The following is a 16,444-nucleotide window of genomic DNA, read 5'->3' as shown; positions in this document are numbered from 1 at the left end:
CGGTGCCGGAACGGCACGGGATGGGGCGAGGCCGGGTGCGGATGGCCCCAAGGGCGCGAGGCACTGCGCGCAAATGCGGCATTAACCGGGCAAGCCGGGACGGGCACCCGGGAGGTGGCTCCGGGCCCCGCCGGCCGGGCGCCGGGCCGGGATCGGGTCGGGATCGGGGCCGGGATCGGGGCCGAAGGGCCCGCGAGACAGGCGCCGGCCATGGCGCGTTGCAGCATGAGGCGCGGCGGCTGGCGCGCGCCAGTGCGCTGAGATCACGAAGAAAATCAGCGCGCCCGGGGCGCGGGGACAGGCCGGAAAGGTGCCGTGACAGCCCCTGTCGGGACAGGCTGTGCCGCCACCGACCCCGCCGGAAGATCCGGTCAAAATTGGTTATTTACCAGTTAATCATGGCCTCCCTTTCCGGTGGAGAGGCCGGGATGCCCCAAATAGTTGCCAATTTGTTAAAGCGACAATCTAAAGGAAATTCCGATGCAGTTTCTCGTGCTCGCCCTCGGGCTTCTGAGCTTTCCCCAGGACGACAAGACGAGCCATTTCATCGCCGGCGCCACACTGGCGCGGGCGGGCGAGGCGGCCGACATGTCGCTGCTGCAACGCTGTGCGGTGTCGATGGGCGCGGGCCTGGCCAAGGAGGCCTGGGATTCCACCGGCCACGGCCACGTCGAGTTCATGGATTTCGCCGCCACGACGGTGGGCTGCGGGCTGACGATCCGCTTCTGATCGCGGGCTCGACGGGGGCTCGACGGGGGCACGACGGGGGCTCGGCGGGGGCACGGCGGGGGCTGATCGGGGGCGCCATGCGGAGGGGATCCTGCCGCCCGGAAGGGCCCGCGCCGCTACCGCCCGGCGGGCCGCAGACCACCCGCGATGGCTGTCGTTCGCCATCGTGAGGACCGTGTTGCGGAAAGCGGGTTGCCGTTCTGGCGGGAAAACGGCAGATTGCCGCGTAAATCTTTGGCGGCGATCCGCTAAATGCCAGAGATAAGCCGGAAAATTATTTGACGCCACAAATATTTAAGTCTAGGTTTTCCGCGATCCGTAACAGGAAAGCACGAAGATATGCCCAAGAGCCAACCGTACTGGCAGATGCCTGCCTTTCTCGACGACAAGTCCGCCTTCAGCGGCTACCAGGACATGGAGCACGAGGACTACCTGACCTACCGGATCGGCATGCTGTCGGGTGAGTTCAATCGTAACATTTCCAAGTACTTCGCGCGTCATTTCGGGCTGACCCTGGCCGAGGGCCGGGTGCTGGCGCGGCTGGTGAACTCCGGCCCGCTGTCCTATGGCGAGATCTGCGAGAAACTGCTGCTGGACGGGGCGCAGATCAGCCGCGCGGCGGCGGCGCTGGCCGAACGCGGCTATATTCACAAGGACAATGACCCGAAGGACGCCCGCCGGGCGATCTTTGAACTGACCGAGGAAGGCCAGAAGGTGGGCGCCGAGGTGATCCGCGTCGGCATCGCCCGTCAGCGCTTTCTGCTGGAAAAGCTGACCGCGGCCGAACGTCGCACGCTGTACCGGACGCTGTCGAAGCTGATGGGCGTGATGAATGACCTGAACGTCGAGGGCCGGCTGCTGGGCGAGGCGGCACTGGAGGAAGGCGGCGCCTGAGCGGACGCGCGGGCGATCGGGACGAAAGGGCGGCGCGCCGGAGAGATCCGGGGCGCCTTTTTCATGGGGCCTGCGGCCCGGGGCGGGATCAGTCTGCGCAGATCCGCTCGAGGATGGCGGAAACATCCATGCCCTGCATGGCGCCGGTGGTGCGCCCGGCCTGACCATCGAGCCGGGTGGCGACGAAGGCATCGGCCACGGCCCCCGGCGCATGGCGGATCAGCAGTGCCCCCTGAAGCAGCAGCGCCAGGCGTTCGGCGAACCAGCGGGCCTCTTCCTCCGGCGGCAGGGCGGGCCAGCGGGCCAGGTGATCGGCGAGCGCGGCATCGAAGCGGCGGTCGATGCCGCCGGCGAGGCGCAGCTCGCGCTTGAGCGTCTCGGCGGCCAGCGGTTCGCGCGCGAGGGTGCGCAGGATGTCGAGGCAGATGACGTTGCCGGACCCCTCCCAGATGCCGTTCAGCGGCGCCTCGCGGTAGAGCAGCGGCATCGGCGTGTCCTCGACATAGCCCATGCCGCCCAGCACCTCCATCGCCTCGTAGGTGACCACGGGGGCGCGTTTGTTCGAGATGTACTTCGCCAGCGCCACGCCGATGCGGGCAAAGGCGCGGTCGTCCTCGCTCTGGCCGTCGAAGCTCTGGGCGACGCGCAGGCCGAGGGCGAGCGAGCCCTCCCAGTCGAGGGCGAGATCGGCGAGGACGGCGCGCATCAGCGGCTGATCGAGGAGGCGGCGCTGGAAGGCGGTGCGCCGGGAGGCCCAGTGATGCGCCTCGCCCAGGGCGGCACGCATCAGCCCGGCGGGGGCCATGGCGGTATCGAGGCGGGTATGATGGACCATCTCGATGATCGTGTGCACGCCGCGCCCCTCCTCGCCGAGGCGCCAGGCGAGGGCGCCGGCATATTCGATCTCGGAGGAGGCATTGGAGCGGTTGCCGAGCTTGTCCTTGAGGCGCTGGATGCGGATGGCGTTGCGCTCGCCCTCGAGCCAGCGGGGGACCAGGAAGCAGGTCAGCCCGCCGGGGGCCTGGGCCAGGGTCAGGAAGCCGTCGGACATGGGGGCGGAGCAGAACCACTTGTGCCCGGTCAGCCGGTACATGCCGCCGTCGGGCACGGCGCGGGTGGTATTGGCGCGGACGTCGGAGCCGCCCTGCTTCTCGGTCATGGCCATGCCGAGGGTGGCGCCGTCCTTCTGCGCGACGGGCCGTATCGAGGGATCGTAGCGGCGCGAGGTGAGCTTGGGCTGCCAGATCGCGGCGATCTCGGGGGTGGCGGCGAGGGCCGGTGTGGCGGCATAGGTCATGGTGAGCGGACAGCAGTGGCCCGGCTCGACCTGGGAGGCGAGATAGACCATGGCGGCATGGGTGACATGGCCGCCAGAGGGCGCGCCGGTGGCGCCTTCGGGGGCCTTCTCCCAGGCCACGGCGGAATAGCCGGCGGCGAGGCTCTCGGCCATCAGCCCGTGGTAGGCGGGGTGGAAGCGCACCTCGTCGAGGCGGCGCCCGCCGGCATCGAAGAGCTTGAGCTCGGGGGAATGGCGGTTGGCCTCGATGCCGGCCTCTCGCATGGCCTCGCTGCCCATGCGGGCGCCGTAGAGCGCGAGCGGATCGGGCATGCCCTCGTGGCGCGAGATCGCCTCCTGCAGGGGGATGTCGCTGGTCCAGAGGTCGATGTCGCCGCGGGGGCCGGGCTGATTGGTGACCTCGTGGGTGCCAAGGGCGCTGATCGCGGCGCTCGCGGGGGCGGTATGTTCGGTCATGGTCTCTCCTCCTGCGCGAAGCCTACGCGCGGAGGGCCGCCCATTGAAAGGGTTTCCCTGCGTTGCAGGCGGCGGCTGGCCGAGACGGGGCCCGCAGCGGGCACGTGGCAGACCGGACGGGCGCTGTCGCGGTGGTGCTGCCCGCGCGGGCGGCGCGGGCAGTGCGGGATCAGCCGGCGAAGCCGGGATTGCGGATCGGGTTCGACCAGGCGCGCTTGCCGCCGCGGTCGACGACTGTGAAGCGCAGCCAGGGCGAGGATTTGAACCGCTCCAGCGGCATGGAGGTGCGGGTCATCGACTCGCCGTGTCTGGCGGTGGCAAAGATGCCGTGGCCCTGCACCAGGACGGAGGAGACGGCGGTGCTCTCGACCGTGACTTCGTCCTCGGTCACCCGGATGTCGCGCAGCTCGGGGCCCTGCGAGGCGTAGAAGGCGCCGTCCTTGAGGGCCTGCAGCAGGGCCTCGGGGGTGTTTGCCTCGGCCTTGACCATGACCCAGCCGCCGAAATGGTCGGGCTCATAGAAATGCGCGTCGTCGGTGGCGATGACCGTGAGCTCGCGGCCCTCGGAGAGCAGCAGGTCGGCGATGGCGAACCCGTCGGGGCGGTCGCACCCCACCGCGCAGCCGTGGTTGTAGATCTCGACCGCATGGGCGGCAGTGACGCCGCGGGCTTCCTCGAGCGTGAGGCCGGACCATTGCGGGTGGGCGATGGCCACGAAGGCGCCGGCATCGCGGGCGCGCTGGGCGATCTCGGCGGCGCTCTCCTGATCTGGGACCGGCACGAAGCTGGGGGTGTTGGTGGGCGCGAAATCCGTGGGCAGGCCGACGGCGAGGATATGCCAGAGCTGGCCGTTCTTCATCGAGCCGGAATGCAGCTCGGCGCCGAGGATGGTGGTGAAGCTGTCGTCGCGGAAGGGGGTGGTATCGGCGATGGGATAGCCGAACTGACCCACGAAATGGTCGGTGAGGGCAATGAAATCATAGCCTTCGGCCTTGTAGCGGCGGCAGACCTCTGCCGGCTCGAGAATGCCGTCGGAGAGGGTGGAATGGGTATGCAGATTGCCCCGGTAGAAATGTCCGGGACGGGAGAAAGCGGTGAGCTGCATCATGGGCCTTTCGTCGTGGGATGCCGCGTGTCTAGGCGGATCCTGCGATGGTTTCATGACAGGCCGCCGCGCCGCAAGAGCCCGGATGCGAAAGGCTCTTTGCAAAACGAGCACAGGTCGTTTGCAAATTGCATGATGCGGTGGCGGGCCCGGGGGCCACGCCCCCACCGCCCGCACCGGGCGATTCCCCCGACCTGCCAGGGGAAAGACGAAAGCGGCAGGCGTATTGCGCCGGGCGGAGCAGGATGCACAGTGAGACGGCAGCAGGCGGATTTTGCCGCCGAGAACAGGGGTTGCAGAGTAATTGACTATTTTAGTCGGATTGACATTCCTGATCAGATAAGTCAGCTTTTAGGCAATCAAGCCACTTCGCCATACGCGTGAAGAAGCCCGATTCTGAGTGCAACGGGGAATGACCTTATGGAACGCGCGGTTGGCGGGATGACGGGTGACGGGCAGGCGGATGACGCCGGCCGGAGCACGGCCCGGGACGAAACCGCGGGACACGGCGAGGACAGGGCCGGGTCCGTTTCCGCAAGGGGGGCCTCCAGGGCTGGCATGGAAGGAAAAACCGCGATGATGCCTGAAAAAATCGACCGCAACACCGCCACTTCGGCAATTCCGCAACATTACGCGCTGGAGCTGACCGAGGGCGGATCGCTGGCACAGATCGTTCTGAACGATCAGATCTATACCCTGCGGATCACCCGCGCGGGCAAGCTGATCCTGACGAAGTGAGCTGATCCTGACGAAGTGACGGGGCCTGCCCGGTGGGCGGGATCAGCGTGCAAGAGACAGAGAAAGGGTCGCCCGGGGCGGCCCTTTTCGCATTTTCGGCCGGCGCGGGCATCGACGGCGGGCCCGGGCGGTTTCAGCTAGGCCAGCCCGAGCCTGGCAGCGGCGCGGGCGATGACCAGCTCCTCGTTGGTGGGGATGACCATGACGCGCACGCGGCTGAGAGGGGCGGAGATCACCGTCTCGTTGGCGGCATTTCGCGCGGCGTCGAGCTCGATCCCGATCCATTCCATGCCCTGGCAGACCCGCTCGCGGATCTCGCGGGCATTCTCGCCGATGCCGCCGGTGAAGACCACCGCATCGAGCCCGTGCAGAGCAGCGGCGATCCCGCCCAGCTCTCGCCGGATGCGGTAGGTGAAATAGGCGATGGCCTCGGCCGCGGCGGGGGCGTCGGAGGCAAGAAGGGTGCGCATGTCGTGGCTGACCCCGGACATGCCCTTCAGCCCCGACTGGGTATAGAGCAGCTCGGAGATCTGCGCGGGGTTCATGCCCTCCTGGTCCATCAGGTAGAGCAGCACGCCCGGGTCGATCTGACCGGAGCGGGTGCCCATGGGCAGGCCGTCGAGCGCCGAGAAGCCCATGGAAGAGGCGATGGAGCGCCCGCCCAGCATGCCGCACATCGAGGCGCCATTGCCCAGGTGCGCCACGATCACGCGGCCATCGTGCAGCGAGGGCGCCATCTGTTTCAGCGCGCCGGAGATGTAATCGTAGCTGAGCCCGTGGAAGCCGTACCGGCGCACGCCCTTTTCGTAATAGCTGCGGGGCAGGGCGAAGGTGTCGTTGACGAAGGGGTGGTTGCGGTGGAAGGCCGTATCGAAACAGGCCACCTGCAGGGCATCGGGAAAGCTGTCGAGCGCGGCGCGGACGCCGGCCAGGTTGTGCGGCTGGTGCAGGGGGGCATAGGGCACGAGGCGGTCGAGATAGGCGAGGGTATCCTCGTCCAGGCGGATCGGATCGGCAAAGCGCGGCCCGCCGTGCACGACGCGGTGGCCGACGGCACCGATATCGGTGCCGGGAAAGTCGCGCCGCAGCACGGCCAGGGCCGCGGCGAGGGCGCCGGCGTGGTTCTTGCCACGGTCGACGGTGAGGTCGATGTCCTCCAGCACCTCGCCCTCGGGACGCTTCAGGCGCAGGTGCGCGCGCGAGCCGATCTTCTCCACCAGGCCGGTGGCGAGCGGCAGGGTTTCCGAGGTGAAGAGGCCGAATTTCAGCGACGACGAACCGGCGTTGAGCGTGAGGATGTGGCGGGCGCGGGGCGGCAGGCTCATTTGCCGCCTCCGGTGATGCGGCGATGGTGCAGGGCGGCGACGGCGCAGGAGGCGAGGCGCGCCATGTCGTCATCGGCGCGGGAATTGAGGATGATCGGCACCCGGGCGCCCAGGACCAGGCCCGCGCCCTCGGCATGCGAGATATAGGCGAGCTGTTTCGCGAGCATGTTGCCGGCGTCGAGATTGGGCACCACGAGCACCTCGGCGCGGCCGGCGACGGGCGAGGTGATGCCCTTGGTACGTGCGGCGCCGAGATCGACGGCATTGTCCATGGCGAGCGGCCCGTCGACGAGGCCGCCGCGGATCTGGCCGCGGTCGGCCATCTTCGACAGCAGCGCCGCGTCGATCGAGGAGGGGATGTCGGGGTTCACGGTTTCCACCGCCGAGAGCACGCCCACCTTGGGCTCCTCTATGCCGAGCGAAAGCGCCAGGTCGATGCCGTTTTGCACGATGTCCATCTTGGTCTTCAGGTCGGGCTGGATGTTGATCGCGGCATCGGTGACCAGCAGCGGATGCGACAGGCCCGGCACGTCCATCACGAAGATATGGGTGAAGCGACGCCCGGCACGCAGGCCGGTGGCCTTGTCGAGGCAGGGTTTCATCAGCAGGTCGGTGTGCAGGTGCCCCTTCATCAGGGCATGGGCGCGCCCCTCGTTGACCAGCGCGACAGAGCGGATGGCGGCGGCGGCATCGCTCTCTGTCCCGATGATCTCGACGCCCTCCAGGCTCTCGCCGATCTCCTCCGCGGTGGCACGTATGGCCGCGGGGTTGCCCACCAGGATCGGCTCGATCAGCGTGTGCCTGCGCGCGAGCAGCGCCCCGCCGAGGGATTTCGGCTCTTCCGGGCAGACCACGGCGGTGACGATGGGATCGAGGGGTTCGGCCTCGCGCAGCAGGCGCTCGAAATGGCGGTGACGCTGGACGATCAGGCCGGGCAGGTCGCGGCTGTCCAGGTGGACCTTCACGCGGGGCGCCTCGACCTCGGCCACGCCGGTGACGATCAGGGCGCCGTCGCCCTCGCGCCGCACCTCGGTGGCCAGCGTCACGGTGCGCTTCTGCTCGTGCTTGGCGGTGACGGTGACGCGGCTGATCAGCTCGTCCCCGGCATGGGCCCGGGCGTGGAACTCGAAGCTCTGGGCCCGGTAGAGCGTGCCGGCCCCGGGCAGGATGTTGCCCAGCACGGCCGAGATCAGCGAGCCGATGAAGAGGCCGGGGGCGATGGCCTCCCGCACGCCGTCGCCATCGCCGTCCTGGGAATAGATGTGCATCGGGTTGTGGTTGCCCGAGACATTGGCAAAGACCAGCATGTCGTCCTGGGTGCAGAGCCGCTTCAGCTCGGCGGTGTCGCCGGGCTGCAATTCGTCGAAGGTCCGGTTCTCGAGCATCATCTGGCGGTCTCCTCGCGTCGGGCGCCGGCGTTTGGCAGCTGTTTCTGCGTCTGCAGCATAAAGAGAGCCTGCTTCGGATCCGTGACATGGATCAAGGCTCTTGCCGCTTTCCCCGGTGTCATTCCGGGGCCTTGCCCGGCGGGATGCTGCCGCAACGTCCGACAGCCGTATTTCGGGAAAGATGAAACGGGCGTGGGGCCTCCCCGTCATCTGGCCGGAAATATCCCGGGGGAGACGGCCGCAGGCCGGCGGGGGCAGAGCCCCCCCTCCGGCGTTCCACCCGGCGCTGGACCCGCCCCCCCGAGCCATGGCACATCTGGACGATGATATCGAAACTGGAAATGTTCATCGCGCTTGCCCGTGAGCAGCACTTCGGCCGGGCGGCCGAGAGCCTGGGCGTGACCCAGCCGACGCTCTCTGCGGGCATCCGGCAGCTCGAGGACCAGCTGGGCGTCAAGCTGGTGCTGCGCGGCTCGCGCTATGGCGGGCTGACGCCCGAGGGGCAGCTTGCGCTGACCCGGGCGCGGCAGATCGTGGGCGACGTCAAGCGGCTGCGCGAGGAAATGCGGTTTTCCCGTGACGGGCTGGCCGGGCACCTGCGGCTGGCGGTGATCCCCACCTCGCTCACCTGGGCCTCGAAGCTGGTGGCGCGGTTTCGCGATACCCATCCGGGCGTCGATTTCACCGTGCATAGCCGGAATTCCTCCGATGTGCTGCAGATGCTTGAAAATTTCGACGTGGATGCGGGGCTGTCCTATCTCGACAACGAGCCGCTGGGCCATGTCTCCACCGTGCCGCTCTATAGGGAGAGCTATGCGGTCATCTGCCGGCAGGACCATCCGCTGGCAAAGCGCGAGGTGCTGGACTGGGCCGACCTGGAGGGGGCGGACCTCTGCCTGCTGACGCCGGACATGCAGAATCGCCGTATCATCAACCGTGCCTTTGCCGGGGCGGGGATGGCCCCGCATGCGGGGGTAGAGAGCAATTCGACCGTCGTCCTGGCAAGTCACGTGGAAATGGCGGGCATGGTTTCGGTGCTGCCGGACACTCTTGCGAACTTCCTGGTGGCGGGGCGGGACCTGCGTGTGGTGCCGCTGCGGATGGAGGGCGGTGGGCCCTCGGTGGGGCTGGTTGCGCCCTATCGTGCACCGCATACTCCGGTTTTGCAGGCCCTTCTGGATGTTGCCGCGCGCATGACGGCGTGAGCGCTCGATCTTTCGTTGCGGGAGCATGATGCGGGGCGTGCCACCCTGAGGGCCACCGCGCAGAACGGAGATCGCGAGTTCGTGCGGGGGATTGATAGAAAACGCCTATCGAATGACGATATAACGATATTGATTTTCATATCGTGACGCTGCAACAGGCAAGTCCAGCCAGCAGAAAGGTTCGTCATGGATCCCACGCCACGCGATGCAAGTGCCACGCCCGAGGAGTTGGGCGAGATCGTTGCCGCCCACGCCGGGCGCGAGGGGCCACTGCTGCCGATCCTGCATGACATCCAGCACCGCTTTGGCCATGTGCCGCAGGCCGCCGTGCCGGTGATCGCGGGGGCACTGAACCTGTCGGGCGCCGAGGTGACGGGCGTCATTTCCTTTTACCACGATTTCCGCAAGGCGCCGGCCGGGCGCCACGTGCTGAAGCTCTGCCGGGCCGAGGCCTGCCAGTCGATGGGATCGGAGGCCGTTGCGGCGCGGGTGCTGTCGCTGCTGGGCCTCGATGCCCATGGCACCACGGCGGATGGTAGGGTGACGGTGGAGCCGGTCTATTGCCTGGGCCTGTGCGCCTGTGCGCCGGCGGCGATGCTGGACGGCCGGGTGATCGGCCGGGTGGATGCGGCCAAGGCCGAGGGCCTCGTGGCCAAGCTGAAGGCGGGGGTTCCGGCATGAAGATCTATGTCTCGATGGACAGCGCCGGCAAGGCGCTGGGCGCGGACGAGGTGGCCGGGGCCATTGCGGCAGAGGTCGCCGCGCGTGGTCTGCAGGCCGAGGTGATCCGCGTGGGCAGCCGCGGCATGGTCTGGCTGGAGCCGCTGGTGGAGATCGACGCGGGACGGGGCCGGATGGCCTATGGCCCGGTGGCGCCCGGGGACGTGGGTGCGCTGCTGGATGGCACGCTGGAGAGCCAGGGGCCGACAGAGGAAATCCCGTTCCTTGCCCGCCAGACGCGGCTGACCTTTGCGCGCTGCGGCGTGATCGATCCGCTGAGCCTGAGCGATTACGAGGCCCATGGCGGGCTGACGGGGCTGCGCCGGGCGCTGGGAATGACCGCGCTGGAGATCGTGGAAGAGGTGAAGATGTCGGGCCTGCGCGGTCGCGGCGGCGCCGGATTTCCGACCGGGGTGAAATGGGACACGGTGCGCATGGCCCATGCGGACCGCAAGTACATCGTCTGCAACGCCGACGAGGGCGACAGCGGCACATTCGCCGACCGCATGATCATGGAGGGCGACCCCTATACGCTGATCGAGGGCATGGCGATTGCCGGCCTCGGGACCGGCGCGACGATGGGCTACGTCTATACCCGGTCGGAATATCCCGACGCGGTGGCGGTGATGGAAGAGGCGGTGCGCCGGGCGCGCGCCGCGGGCGTGCTGGGGCAGGACGTGCTGGGCTCCGGGCGGGCCTTCGACATGGAGATCCGGGTGGGCGCGGGCGCCTATGTCTGTGGCGAGGAAACCAGCCTGCTGAACAGCCTGGAAGGCAAGCGCGGCGTGGTGCGGGCCAAGCCGCCGCTGCCGGCGCTGGAGGGGTTCCTGGGCCGGCCGACGGTGGTGAACAACGTGATCAGCCTGGCCACGGTGCCGGTGATCTTCGAGCGCGGCGCGCAGTTCTATGCCGATTTCGGGCTGGGCCACAGCAAGGGGACGATCCCGGTGCAGATCGCGGGCAACGTGAAATACGGCGGGTTGTTCGAGACGGCCTTCGGCATGCACCTGGGCGAGCTGGTCGAGGGTGTCGCGGGCGGCACCGCCAGCGGGCGCCCGGTGAAGGCGGTGCAGATCGGCGGGCCGCTGGGGGCCTATTTCGGGCGCGAGAAATTCGACACGCCCTTTGGCTACGAGGAGTTCGACGGCAAGGGCGGGCTGATCGGCCATGCCGGCATCGTGGTCTTCGACGAGACGGCGGACATGTTGAAGATGGCGCGGTTTGCAATGGAATTCTGCGCGGTGGAGAGCTGTGGCAAGTGCACGCCCTGCCGCATCGGCGCGGTGCGGGGCGTGGAGACGCTGGACCGGATCGCGGCAGGCGACGGGGCGGCGGTGGAGCTGCTGACCGACCTCTGCCAGACAATGAAGGTGGGATCGCTCTGCGCACTGGGAGGGTTCACGCCCTATCCGGTGATGTCGGCGCTGGAGACCTTTCCCGAGGAATTCGCGGGCGTGAAGGAGGCGGCGGAATGATCGCATCCTGTGCAGGCGGATGGCCGGGGAGCGAGGGGGCTGACCCCCGCGCATCCCGGAGTGTTTCGGGAAAGACGCAAGAGTTTCGGAGGGCACGGTGATGAGGGATTTCGTTATTCCCTGGGATGAAGACGACATGGGCACCCCCGCCAAGAGGGGAAAGCCCGTGCACCTGTCGATTGATGGGGTAGACATCACCGTGCCCGCCGGAACCAGCGTGATGCGGGCCGCGGCGGAAGCGGGCATCAAGGTGCCCAAGCTCTGCGCGACCGACAGCCTGGAGGCCTTCGGCTCCTGCCGGCTCTGCGCGGTGGAGATCGAGGGGCGGCGCGGCATGCCGGCGAGCTGTACCACGCCGGTGGCCGAGGGGATGGTGGTGCATACCCAGACGCCGGCGGTGCAGAAGCTGCGGCGCGGGGTGATGGAGCTCTATATCTCCGATCACCCGCTGGACTGCCTGACCTGCGCGGCCAATGGCGACTGCGAGCTGCAGGACATGGCGGGCATGGTGGGGCTGCGCGAGGTGCGCTATTCCAAGGCCGAGGGGCTGGCCAATCATTTCGAGGCGCGCAACACCAGCGGCGAGGCCAATCCCGAATGGCTGCCCAAGGACGACAGCAACCCCTATTTCACCTATGATCCGAGCAAATGCATCGTCTGCAACCGTTGTGTGCGGGCCTGCGAGGAGGTGCAGGGCACCTTTGCGCTGACCATCGAGGGGCGCGGCTTCGACAGCCGTGTGTCGGTGGCGGCAGAGAATTTCCTCGAGAGCGACTGCGTGAGCTGCGGCGCCTGCGTGCAGGCCTGCCCGACGGCAACGCTGCAGGAAAAGAGCGTGATCGAGCTGGGCACGCCGGAGCGTTCGGTGATCACCACCTGCGCCTATTGCGGTGTCGGCTGCAGCTTCAAGGCCGAGATGAACGGCGACCAGGTGGTGCGCATGGTGCCCTGGAAGCACGGCAAGGCGAACCGGGGCCATTCCTGCGTGAAGGGGCGGTTTGCCTATGGCTATGCCACCCATCGCGACAGGATCCTGAACCCGATGATCCGTGACAGCATCGACGAGCCCTGGCGCGAAGTGAGCTTGGACGAGGCGCTGCGCTTTGCCGCCGGGCGGATGAAGGGCATCCAGGCGCAATACGGCAAGAATTCGGTGGGGGTGATCACCTCGAGCCGCTGCACCAACGAAGAGACATTCCTCGTGCAGAAGCTGACGCGGGCGGTGTTCGGCAACAATAACACCGACACCTGCGCACGGGTCTGCCATTCGCCCACGGGCTATGGCCTGGGCCAGACATTCGGCACCAGCGCGGGCACGCAGGATTTCGACAGCGTCGAGCATTCCGACGTGGTGATGGTGATCGGAGCCAACCCGACGGACGGGCACCCGGTGTTCGGCTCGCGGCTGAAGAAGCGGCTGCGGCAGGGCGCCAAGCTGATCGTGGTGGACCCGCGGCGCATCGACCTGGTGAAATCGCCCCATGTGGCGGCGGCCCATCACCTGGCGCTGCGGCCCGGCACCAACGTGGCCGTGGTGACCGCCATGGCCCATGTGATCGTCACCGAAGGGCTGATGAACGAGACCTATATCCGCGAGCGCTGCGACTGGGACGAGTTCCAGGAGTATGCGGCATTTGTGGCCGATCCGAAACATGCGCCCGAGGCGGTGGAGATGCTGACCGGGGTGCCTGCGGAAGAGCTGCGCGCGGCGGCGCGGCTGTTCGCGACGGGTGGCAACGGTGCGATCTACTATGGCCTCGGCGTGACGGAACACAGCCAGGGCTCGACCACGGTGATGGGTATCGCGAACCTTGCCATGCTGACGGGCAACGTCGGTCGCGAGGGTGTGGGGGTGAACCCGCTGCGGGGCCAGAACAACGTTCAGGGCAGCTGCGACATGGGCAGTTTCCCGCACGAGTTGCCGGGCTATCGCCACGTTAAAAACCCCGAGGTGCGCGCGATCTTCGAAGATGCCTGGGGCGTGGCGATCGACCCGGAGCCGGGGCTGCGCATCAACAACATGCTGGATGCGGCGGTGGATGGCACCTTCAGGGGCCTCTATTGCCAGGGTGAGGATATCCTGCAGTCGGATCCCGACACGAAACACGTGGCGGCGGGCCTTGCGGCGATGGACTGTGTCATCGTGCATGACCTCTTCCTCAACGAGACGGCGAATTACGCCCATGTCTTCCTGCCCGGGTCGAGCTTCCTCGAGAAGAACGGCACCTTTACCAATGCCGAGCGGCGCATCAACCGCGTGCGCAAGGTGATGAAGCCCCTGAACGGCTACGAGGACTGGGAAGTGACCCAGATGCTGGCCAATGCGATGGGGGCGGGCTGGACCTATACCCATCCGGCGCAGATCATGGAGGAGATCGCGCTGACGACGCCGGCCTTTGCCAATGTCACCTACGAGCTGCTGGAGGAAAAGGGCAGCGTGCAATGGCCCTGCAATGATGAGCATCCGGAGGGCACGCCGCTGATGCACGTGGACGGGTTCGTGCGCGGCAAGGGGCGGTTCATCGTGACCGAATACGTGGCCACGGACGAGAAGACCGGACCGCGTTTCCCGCTGCTGCTGACCACCGGGCGGATCCTGAGCCAGTACAACGTGGGGGCCCAGACGCGGCGGACCGAAAACGTGGCCTGGCACGGCGAGGACCTGCTGGAGATCCACCCGCATGACGCCGAGAACCGCGGGCTTCGCGATGGCGACTGGGTGCGGTTGGCCTCGCGCTCGGGCGAGACGAGCCTGCGCGCCAAGGTGACCGACCGGGTGAGCCCGGGCGTGGTCTATACCACCTTCCACCACCCGGACACGCAGGCCAACGTGATCACCACCGATTTCAGCGACTGGGCGACCAACTGCCCGGAATACAAGGTGACCGCGGTACAGGTGAGCCCGTCGAACGGGCCGTCGGACTGGCAGGAGGATTACGCCGCACAGGCGCTTCGGTCGCGGCGGATCCTGCCGGCGGCGGAGTGAGGGATGGCCCGGCCGGTTCAGAGCGTCGCGGGGCTGTCCCTCGGGCCCGAGGGTACACGGGTGATCGCCCGTGCGCTGCCCGAGGAATGGCCCGTGGCGCTGACCTATGACGGGTCGACGCGCGCGGTGATGATGGCCAGCCCACAGGACATGGAAGATTTCGCGCTGGGGTTTTCCCTGACCGAGGGGATCATCGAGAGCGCGGAAGATGTGACCGAGTTCGAGCTGGTCGAGCATGAGGCAGGCACGGAGGCGCGCTTCTGGCTGGTGCCGGAACGGGCCGGGGCGGTGGCGCGACGCCAACGGCAGATGGCGGGGCCGGTGGGCTGTGGCCTCTGCGGGATCGACTCGCTGGAAGAGGCGGCGCGGGCGGTGCCCGCGGTGGCGCCCGGCGGGCCGCTCTTTTCGCGTGGCGACCTGCTCTCGGCCGCGGCGGCGCTGCGGGATCATCAGCCGCTGCACGACCAGACCCACGCGGTGCATGCGGCGGGCTTCCTGCGGCCGGGTGAGGGCCTGGTGATGGCGCGCGAGGACGTGGGCCGGCACAATGCGCTCGACAAGCTGATCGGGGCGCTGGCGCGGGCGGGGATCGATCCGGCCACGGGCGGTTTCGTGATGACGAGCCGGGTGTCGGTGGAGCTGATCCAGAAGGCCGCCATGGTGGGCTGTCCGCTGGTGGCGGGCGTTTCGGCGCCGACGGCCCATGCGGTGCGCCTGGCCACGGGGGCCGGGATCACGGTGGCAGGATTTGTGCGCGGGCAGGGGTTCGACCTCTTTGCCCATTCGGAACGTCTGACAACGGGAGCGAGCGATGTCGCCTGAGAAGATGGTCACCATGGCGAACCAGATCGCCACGTTCTTTCGCAGCCAGCCGGGCGAGGACCAGGCCGCGCGGATCGCGGACCACCTGAACGACTTCTGGGATCCGCGGATGAGGGCGCAATTCCTTGCCCATGTCGAGGCAGGGGGCGAGGGCCTTGATCCGATGGTCGTCGAGGCGGCGCGTTCGGTGCGGGTGCCAGCCGTCTGAGCGGCGGACAGGGCGGGACCGGGGGCCAGCCCCCGGACCCCCGGACGTATTTGTGGAAAGATGAAGGATGGGCAGCGCCTTGTGACAGGAGGGTCACAAGGGTGAATTCATGTTCAGATGTTCCGCTGGCGGAGCTTGCGCAATGGGCCTTCGCCAGGCGTCCTGGGCGGATGGTGAAACTGGTCCTGCTGCATCGCGCCGACTCGATCTATGAAGACGAGCCCGACGCGCGCTATGATTTTCCGAAGAGCTATCTGAAGGCCGTCGAGGCGGCCGTGGGCGACTGGGTTGTCTACTATGAACCGGTCAAAGCCGGGCCGCGGGGATATTTCGCCGTGGCGAAGATAGCCGCGGTGATCCCGAACGCGGGTGCCGAGGGGCGGTATCTGGCACTGATGGAGCCGGGAAGCTTCCTGCCCTTTGACTGGGAGGTGCCACGGCTCATGGCGGGGCGCCCGCTGGAGGCCGCGCTGACCGAGCCGGATGGTTCGCCGAAGAGGGGCGGGGCGCAGCAGCTGGCGGTGCGCCGTCTGCCGGATGCGGATTTTGCCCGGATCGTGAACCTTGGCCTGCCGCAGGAACTGGAACGAATGGAGGCCGAACGCTATCTGACCGCTGCAACGCATCAGATGGACGAGAGCGCGCTACCCTTCGAGCGCCCGGTGCTGGAACGGCTGACGCGGCGGCCCTACCGCGATGTCGCGTTCCGCCGGAAGGTGCGCGAGGCCTACGACTACAGATGTGCCTTTTCCGGGTTGGGCCTGCGCAATGGCGGTGGCCGGCCAGAAGTGCAGGCGGCCCATATCCGTCCGGTGGAGAGGCAGGGCAGCGACGCGGTGCGCAACGGGCTGGCGCTCTCCGGAACGCTGCACTGGATGTTCGACCGCGGGCTGCTGTCGGTGGCCGAGGATCTGACGATCCTGATCTCCAGCAACAAGGTGCCGGGCGAGGTCGTGAACCGATTGATCGTGCCGGACCGCAAGCTGCAATTGCCTGCCGACCGGCGCAACTGGCCGCATCCGGAGAACCTGCGCTGGCATCGCGAGAACATCTTCGGCCAGGTCCTGGACGATGGCCCCACCCCCTGGGGCTAGGG

14 protein-coding genes are annotated in these 16,444 nt (G+C 67.8%); 10 read left to right on the top strand and 4 right to left on the bottom strand.

The genetic code is table 11. From position 1 onward, the window contains the following. The first annotated feature begins 480 nt into the window (after positions 1-480). Entirely contained in the window at positions 481-729 is a 249-nt protein-coding gene (locus AC0WR5_RS13830; RefSeq protein WP_475863945.1) for a hypothetical protein, read from the top strand. Between the two features lie 339 nt (positions 730-1,068). Next, positions 1,069-1,623 carry a MarR family winged helix-turn-helix transcriptional regulator gene (locus AC0WR5_RS13825; RefSeq protein ID WP_475863943.1) on the top strand — a complete coding sequence of 185 codons (555 nt, stop codon included), beginning with the start codon at positions 1,069-1,071 and terminating at the stop codon, positions 1,621-1,623. An 88-nt stretch (positions 1,624-1,711) separates the two neighbouring features. On the opposite strand, the gene AC0WR5_RS13820 is transcribed toward AC0WR5_RS13825, so the two are convergent. Both AC0WR5_RS13820 and AC0WR5_RS13815 read right to left on the bottom strand, forming a co-directional pair. After that, positions 1,712-3,376, bottom strand: a complete 1,665-nt coding sequence (locus AC0WR5_RS13820; RefSeq protein ID WP_475863942.1) for an acyl-CoA dehydrogenase family protein — start codon at positions 3,374-3,376, stop codon at positions 1,712-1,714. Positions 3,377-3,545: 169 nt separating this feature from the next. Next, positions 3,546-4,481, bottom strand: coding sequence for a PHP domain-containing protein (locus AC0WR5_RS13815; protein ID WP_475869020.1), 936 nt, complete (start codon positions 4,479-4,481; stop codon positions 3,546-3,548). 576 nt (positions 4,482-5,057) lie between these two features. Between AC0WR5_RS13815 and hemP the strand changes: the two genes are divergently transcribed. After that, positions 5,058-5,219, top strand: coding sequence for a hemin uptake protein HemP (gene hemP, locus AC0WR5_RS13810; protein WP_475863941.1), 162 nt, complete (start codon positions 5,058-5,060; stop codon positions 5,217-5,219). Positions 5,220-5,356: 137 nt separating this feature from the next. On the opposite strand, the gene AC0WR5_RS13805 is transcribed toward hemP, so the two are convergent. After that, positions 5,357-6,544 (bottom strand): acetate/propionate family kinase, encoded by a 1,188-nt coding sequence (locus AC0WR5_RS13805; RefSeq protein WP_475863940.1) that lies wholly within the window; start codon positions 6,542-6,544, stop codon positions 5,357-5,359. Next, positions 6,541-7,932, bottom strand: a complete 1,392-nt coding sequence (locus AC0WR5_RS13800; RefSeq protein ID WP_475863938.1) for a bifunctional enoyl-CoA hydratase/phosphate acetyltransferase — start codon at positions 7,930-7,932, stop codon at positions 6,541-6,543. The genes AC0WR5_RS13805 and AC0WR5_RS13800 overlap by 4 nt, the downstream gene beginning before the upstream one ends. Positions 7,933-8,255: 323 nt before the next feature. Here AC0WR5_RS13800 and AC0WR5_RS13795 point away from each other — a divergent pair, with 323 nt between their 5' ends. The 7 genes from AC0WR5_RS13795 to AC0WR5_RS13765 all read left to right on the top strand — a co-directional run bounded on the left by AC0WR5_RS13795 (position 8,256) and on the right by AC0WR5_RS13765 (position 16,442). Continuing rightward, the gene (locus AC0WR5_RS13795) at positions 8,256-9,137 is read left to right on the top strand and encodes a LysR family transcriptional regulator (RefSeq protein WP_475863937.1); all 882 of its coding nucleotides are present in this window, start codon (positions 8,256-8,258) and stop codon (positions 9,135-9,137) included. A gap of 186 nt (positions 9,138-9,323) precedes the next feature. Continuing rightward, complete coding sequence (locus AC0WR5_RS13790) at positions 9,324-9,818, top strand: formate dehydrogenase subunit gamma (protein WP_475863936.1); 495 nt, start codon at positions 9,324-9,326, stop codon at positions 9,816-9,818. Further along, positions 9,815-11,332, top strand: coding sequence for a formate dehydrogenase beta subunit (locus tag AC0WR5_RS13785; RefSeq protein ID WP_475863935.1), 1,518 nt, complete (start codon positions 9,815-9,817; stop codon positions 11,330-11,332). The genes AC0WR5_RS13790 and AC0WR5_RS13785 overlap by 4 nt, the downstream gene beginning before the upstream one ends. Before the next feature lie 100 nt (positions 11,333-11,432). Continuing rightward, entirely contained in the window at positions 11,433-14,318 is a 2,886-nt protein-coding gene (fdhF, locus tag AC0WR5_RS13780; RefSeq protein ID WP_475863934.1) for a formate dehydrogenase subunit alpha, read from the top strand. Between the two features lie 3 nt (positions 14,319-14,321). Further along, positions 14,322-15,140, top strand: coding sequence for a formate dehydrogenase accessory sulfurtransferase FdhD (fdhD, locus tag AC0WR5_RS13775; protein ID WP_475863932.1), 819 nt, complete (start codon positions 14,322-14,324; stop codon positions 15,138-15,140). Next, the gene (locus AC0WR5_RS13770; RefSeq protein ID WP_475863930.1) at positions 15,130-15,348 is read left to right on the top strand and encodes a formate dehydrogenase subunit delta; all 219 of its coding nucleotides are present in this window, start codon (positions 15,130-15,132) and stop codon (positions 15,346-15,348) included. The genes fdhD and AC0WR5_RS13770 overlap by 11 nt, the downstream gene beginning before the upstream one ends. Positions 15,349-15,518: 170 nt before the next feature. Next, on the top strand, positions 15,519-16,442 hold the full coding sequence (locus tag AC0WR5_RS13765) for an HNH endonuclease (protein ID WP_475863928.1): 924 nt from the start codon (positions 15,519-15,521) through the stop codon (positions 16,440-16,442). The last annotated feature ends 2 nt before the right edge of the window (positions 16,443-16,444 follow it).

It is taken from the genome of Pseudooceanicola sp. DL12 (genome assembly GCF_056270665.1).
Note: the sequence above shows the minus strand (reverse complement) of the source record. Positions and strands in the feature narration are given on the sequence as shown.

Excerpts from the sequence above, each read along its gene's own strand:
- AC0WR5_RS13830 (WP_475863945.1), top strand. The coding sequence starts at position 481 with ATGCAGTTTCTCGTGCTCGCCCTCGGGCTTCTGAGCTTTCCCCAGGAC.
- AC0WR5_RS13825 (WP_475863943.1), top strand. The coding sequence starts at position 1,069 with ATGCCCAAGAGCCAACCGTACTGGCAGATGCCTGCCTTTCTCGACGAC.
- AC0WR5_RS13820 (WP_475863942.1), bottom strand. The coding sequence starts at position 3,376 with ATGACCGAACATACCGCCCCCGCGAGCGCCGCGATCAGCGCCCTTGGC.
- AC0WR5_RS13815 (WP_475869020.1), bottom strand. The coding sequence starts at position 4,481 with ATGCAGCTCACCGCTTTCTCCCGTCCCGGACATTTCTACCGGGGCAAT.
- hemP (WP_475863941.1), top strand. The coding sequence starts at position 5,058 with ATGATGCCTGAAAAAATCGACCGCAACACCGCCACTTCGGCAATTCCG.
- AC0WR5_RS13805 (WP_475863940.1), bottom strand. The coding sequence starts at position 6,544 with ATGAGCCTGCCGCCCCGCGCCCGCCACATCCTCACGCTCAACGCCGGT.
- AC0WR5_RS13800 (WP_475863938.1), bottom strand. The coding sequence starts at position 7,932 with ATGATGCTCGAGAACCGGACCTTCGACGAATTGCAGCCCGGCGACACC.
- AC0WR5_RS13795 (WP_475863937.1), top strand. The coding sequence starts at position 8,256 with ATGATATCGAAACTGGAAATGTTCATCGCGCTTGCCCGTGAGCAGCAC.
- AC0WR5_RS13790 (WP_475863936.1), top strand. The coding sequence starts at position 9,324 with ATGGATCCCACGCCACGCGATGCAAGTGCCACGCCCGAGGAGTTGGGC.
- AC0WR5_RS13785 (WP_475863935.1), top strand. The coding sequence starts at position 9,815 with ATGAAGATCTATGTCTCGATGGACAGCGCCGGCAAGGCGCTGGGCGCG.
- fdhF (WP_475863934.1), top strand. The coding sequence starts at position 11,433 with ATGAGGGATTTCGTTATTCCCTGGGATGAAGACGACATGGGCACCCCC.
- fdhD (WP_475863932.1), top strand. The coding sequence starts at position 14,322 with ATGGCCCGGCCGGTTCAGAGCGTCGCGGGGCTGTCCCTCGGGCCCGAG.
- AC0WR5_RS13770 (WP_475863930.1), top strand. The coding sequence starts at position 15,130 with ATGTCGCCTGAGAAGATGGTCACCATGGCGAACCAGATCGCCACGTTC.
- AC0WR5_RS13765 (WP_475863928.1), top strand. The coding sequence starts at position 15,519 with ATGGTGAAACTGGTCCTGCTGCATCGCGCCGACTCGATCTATGAAGAC.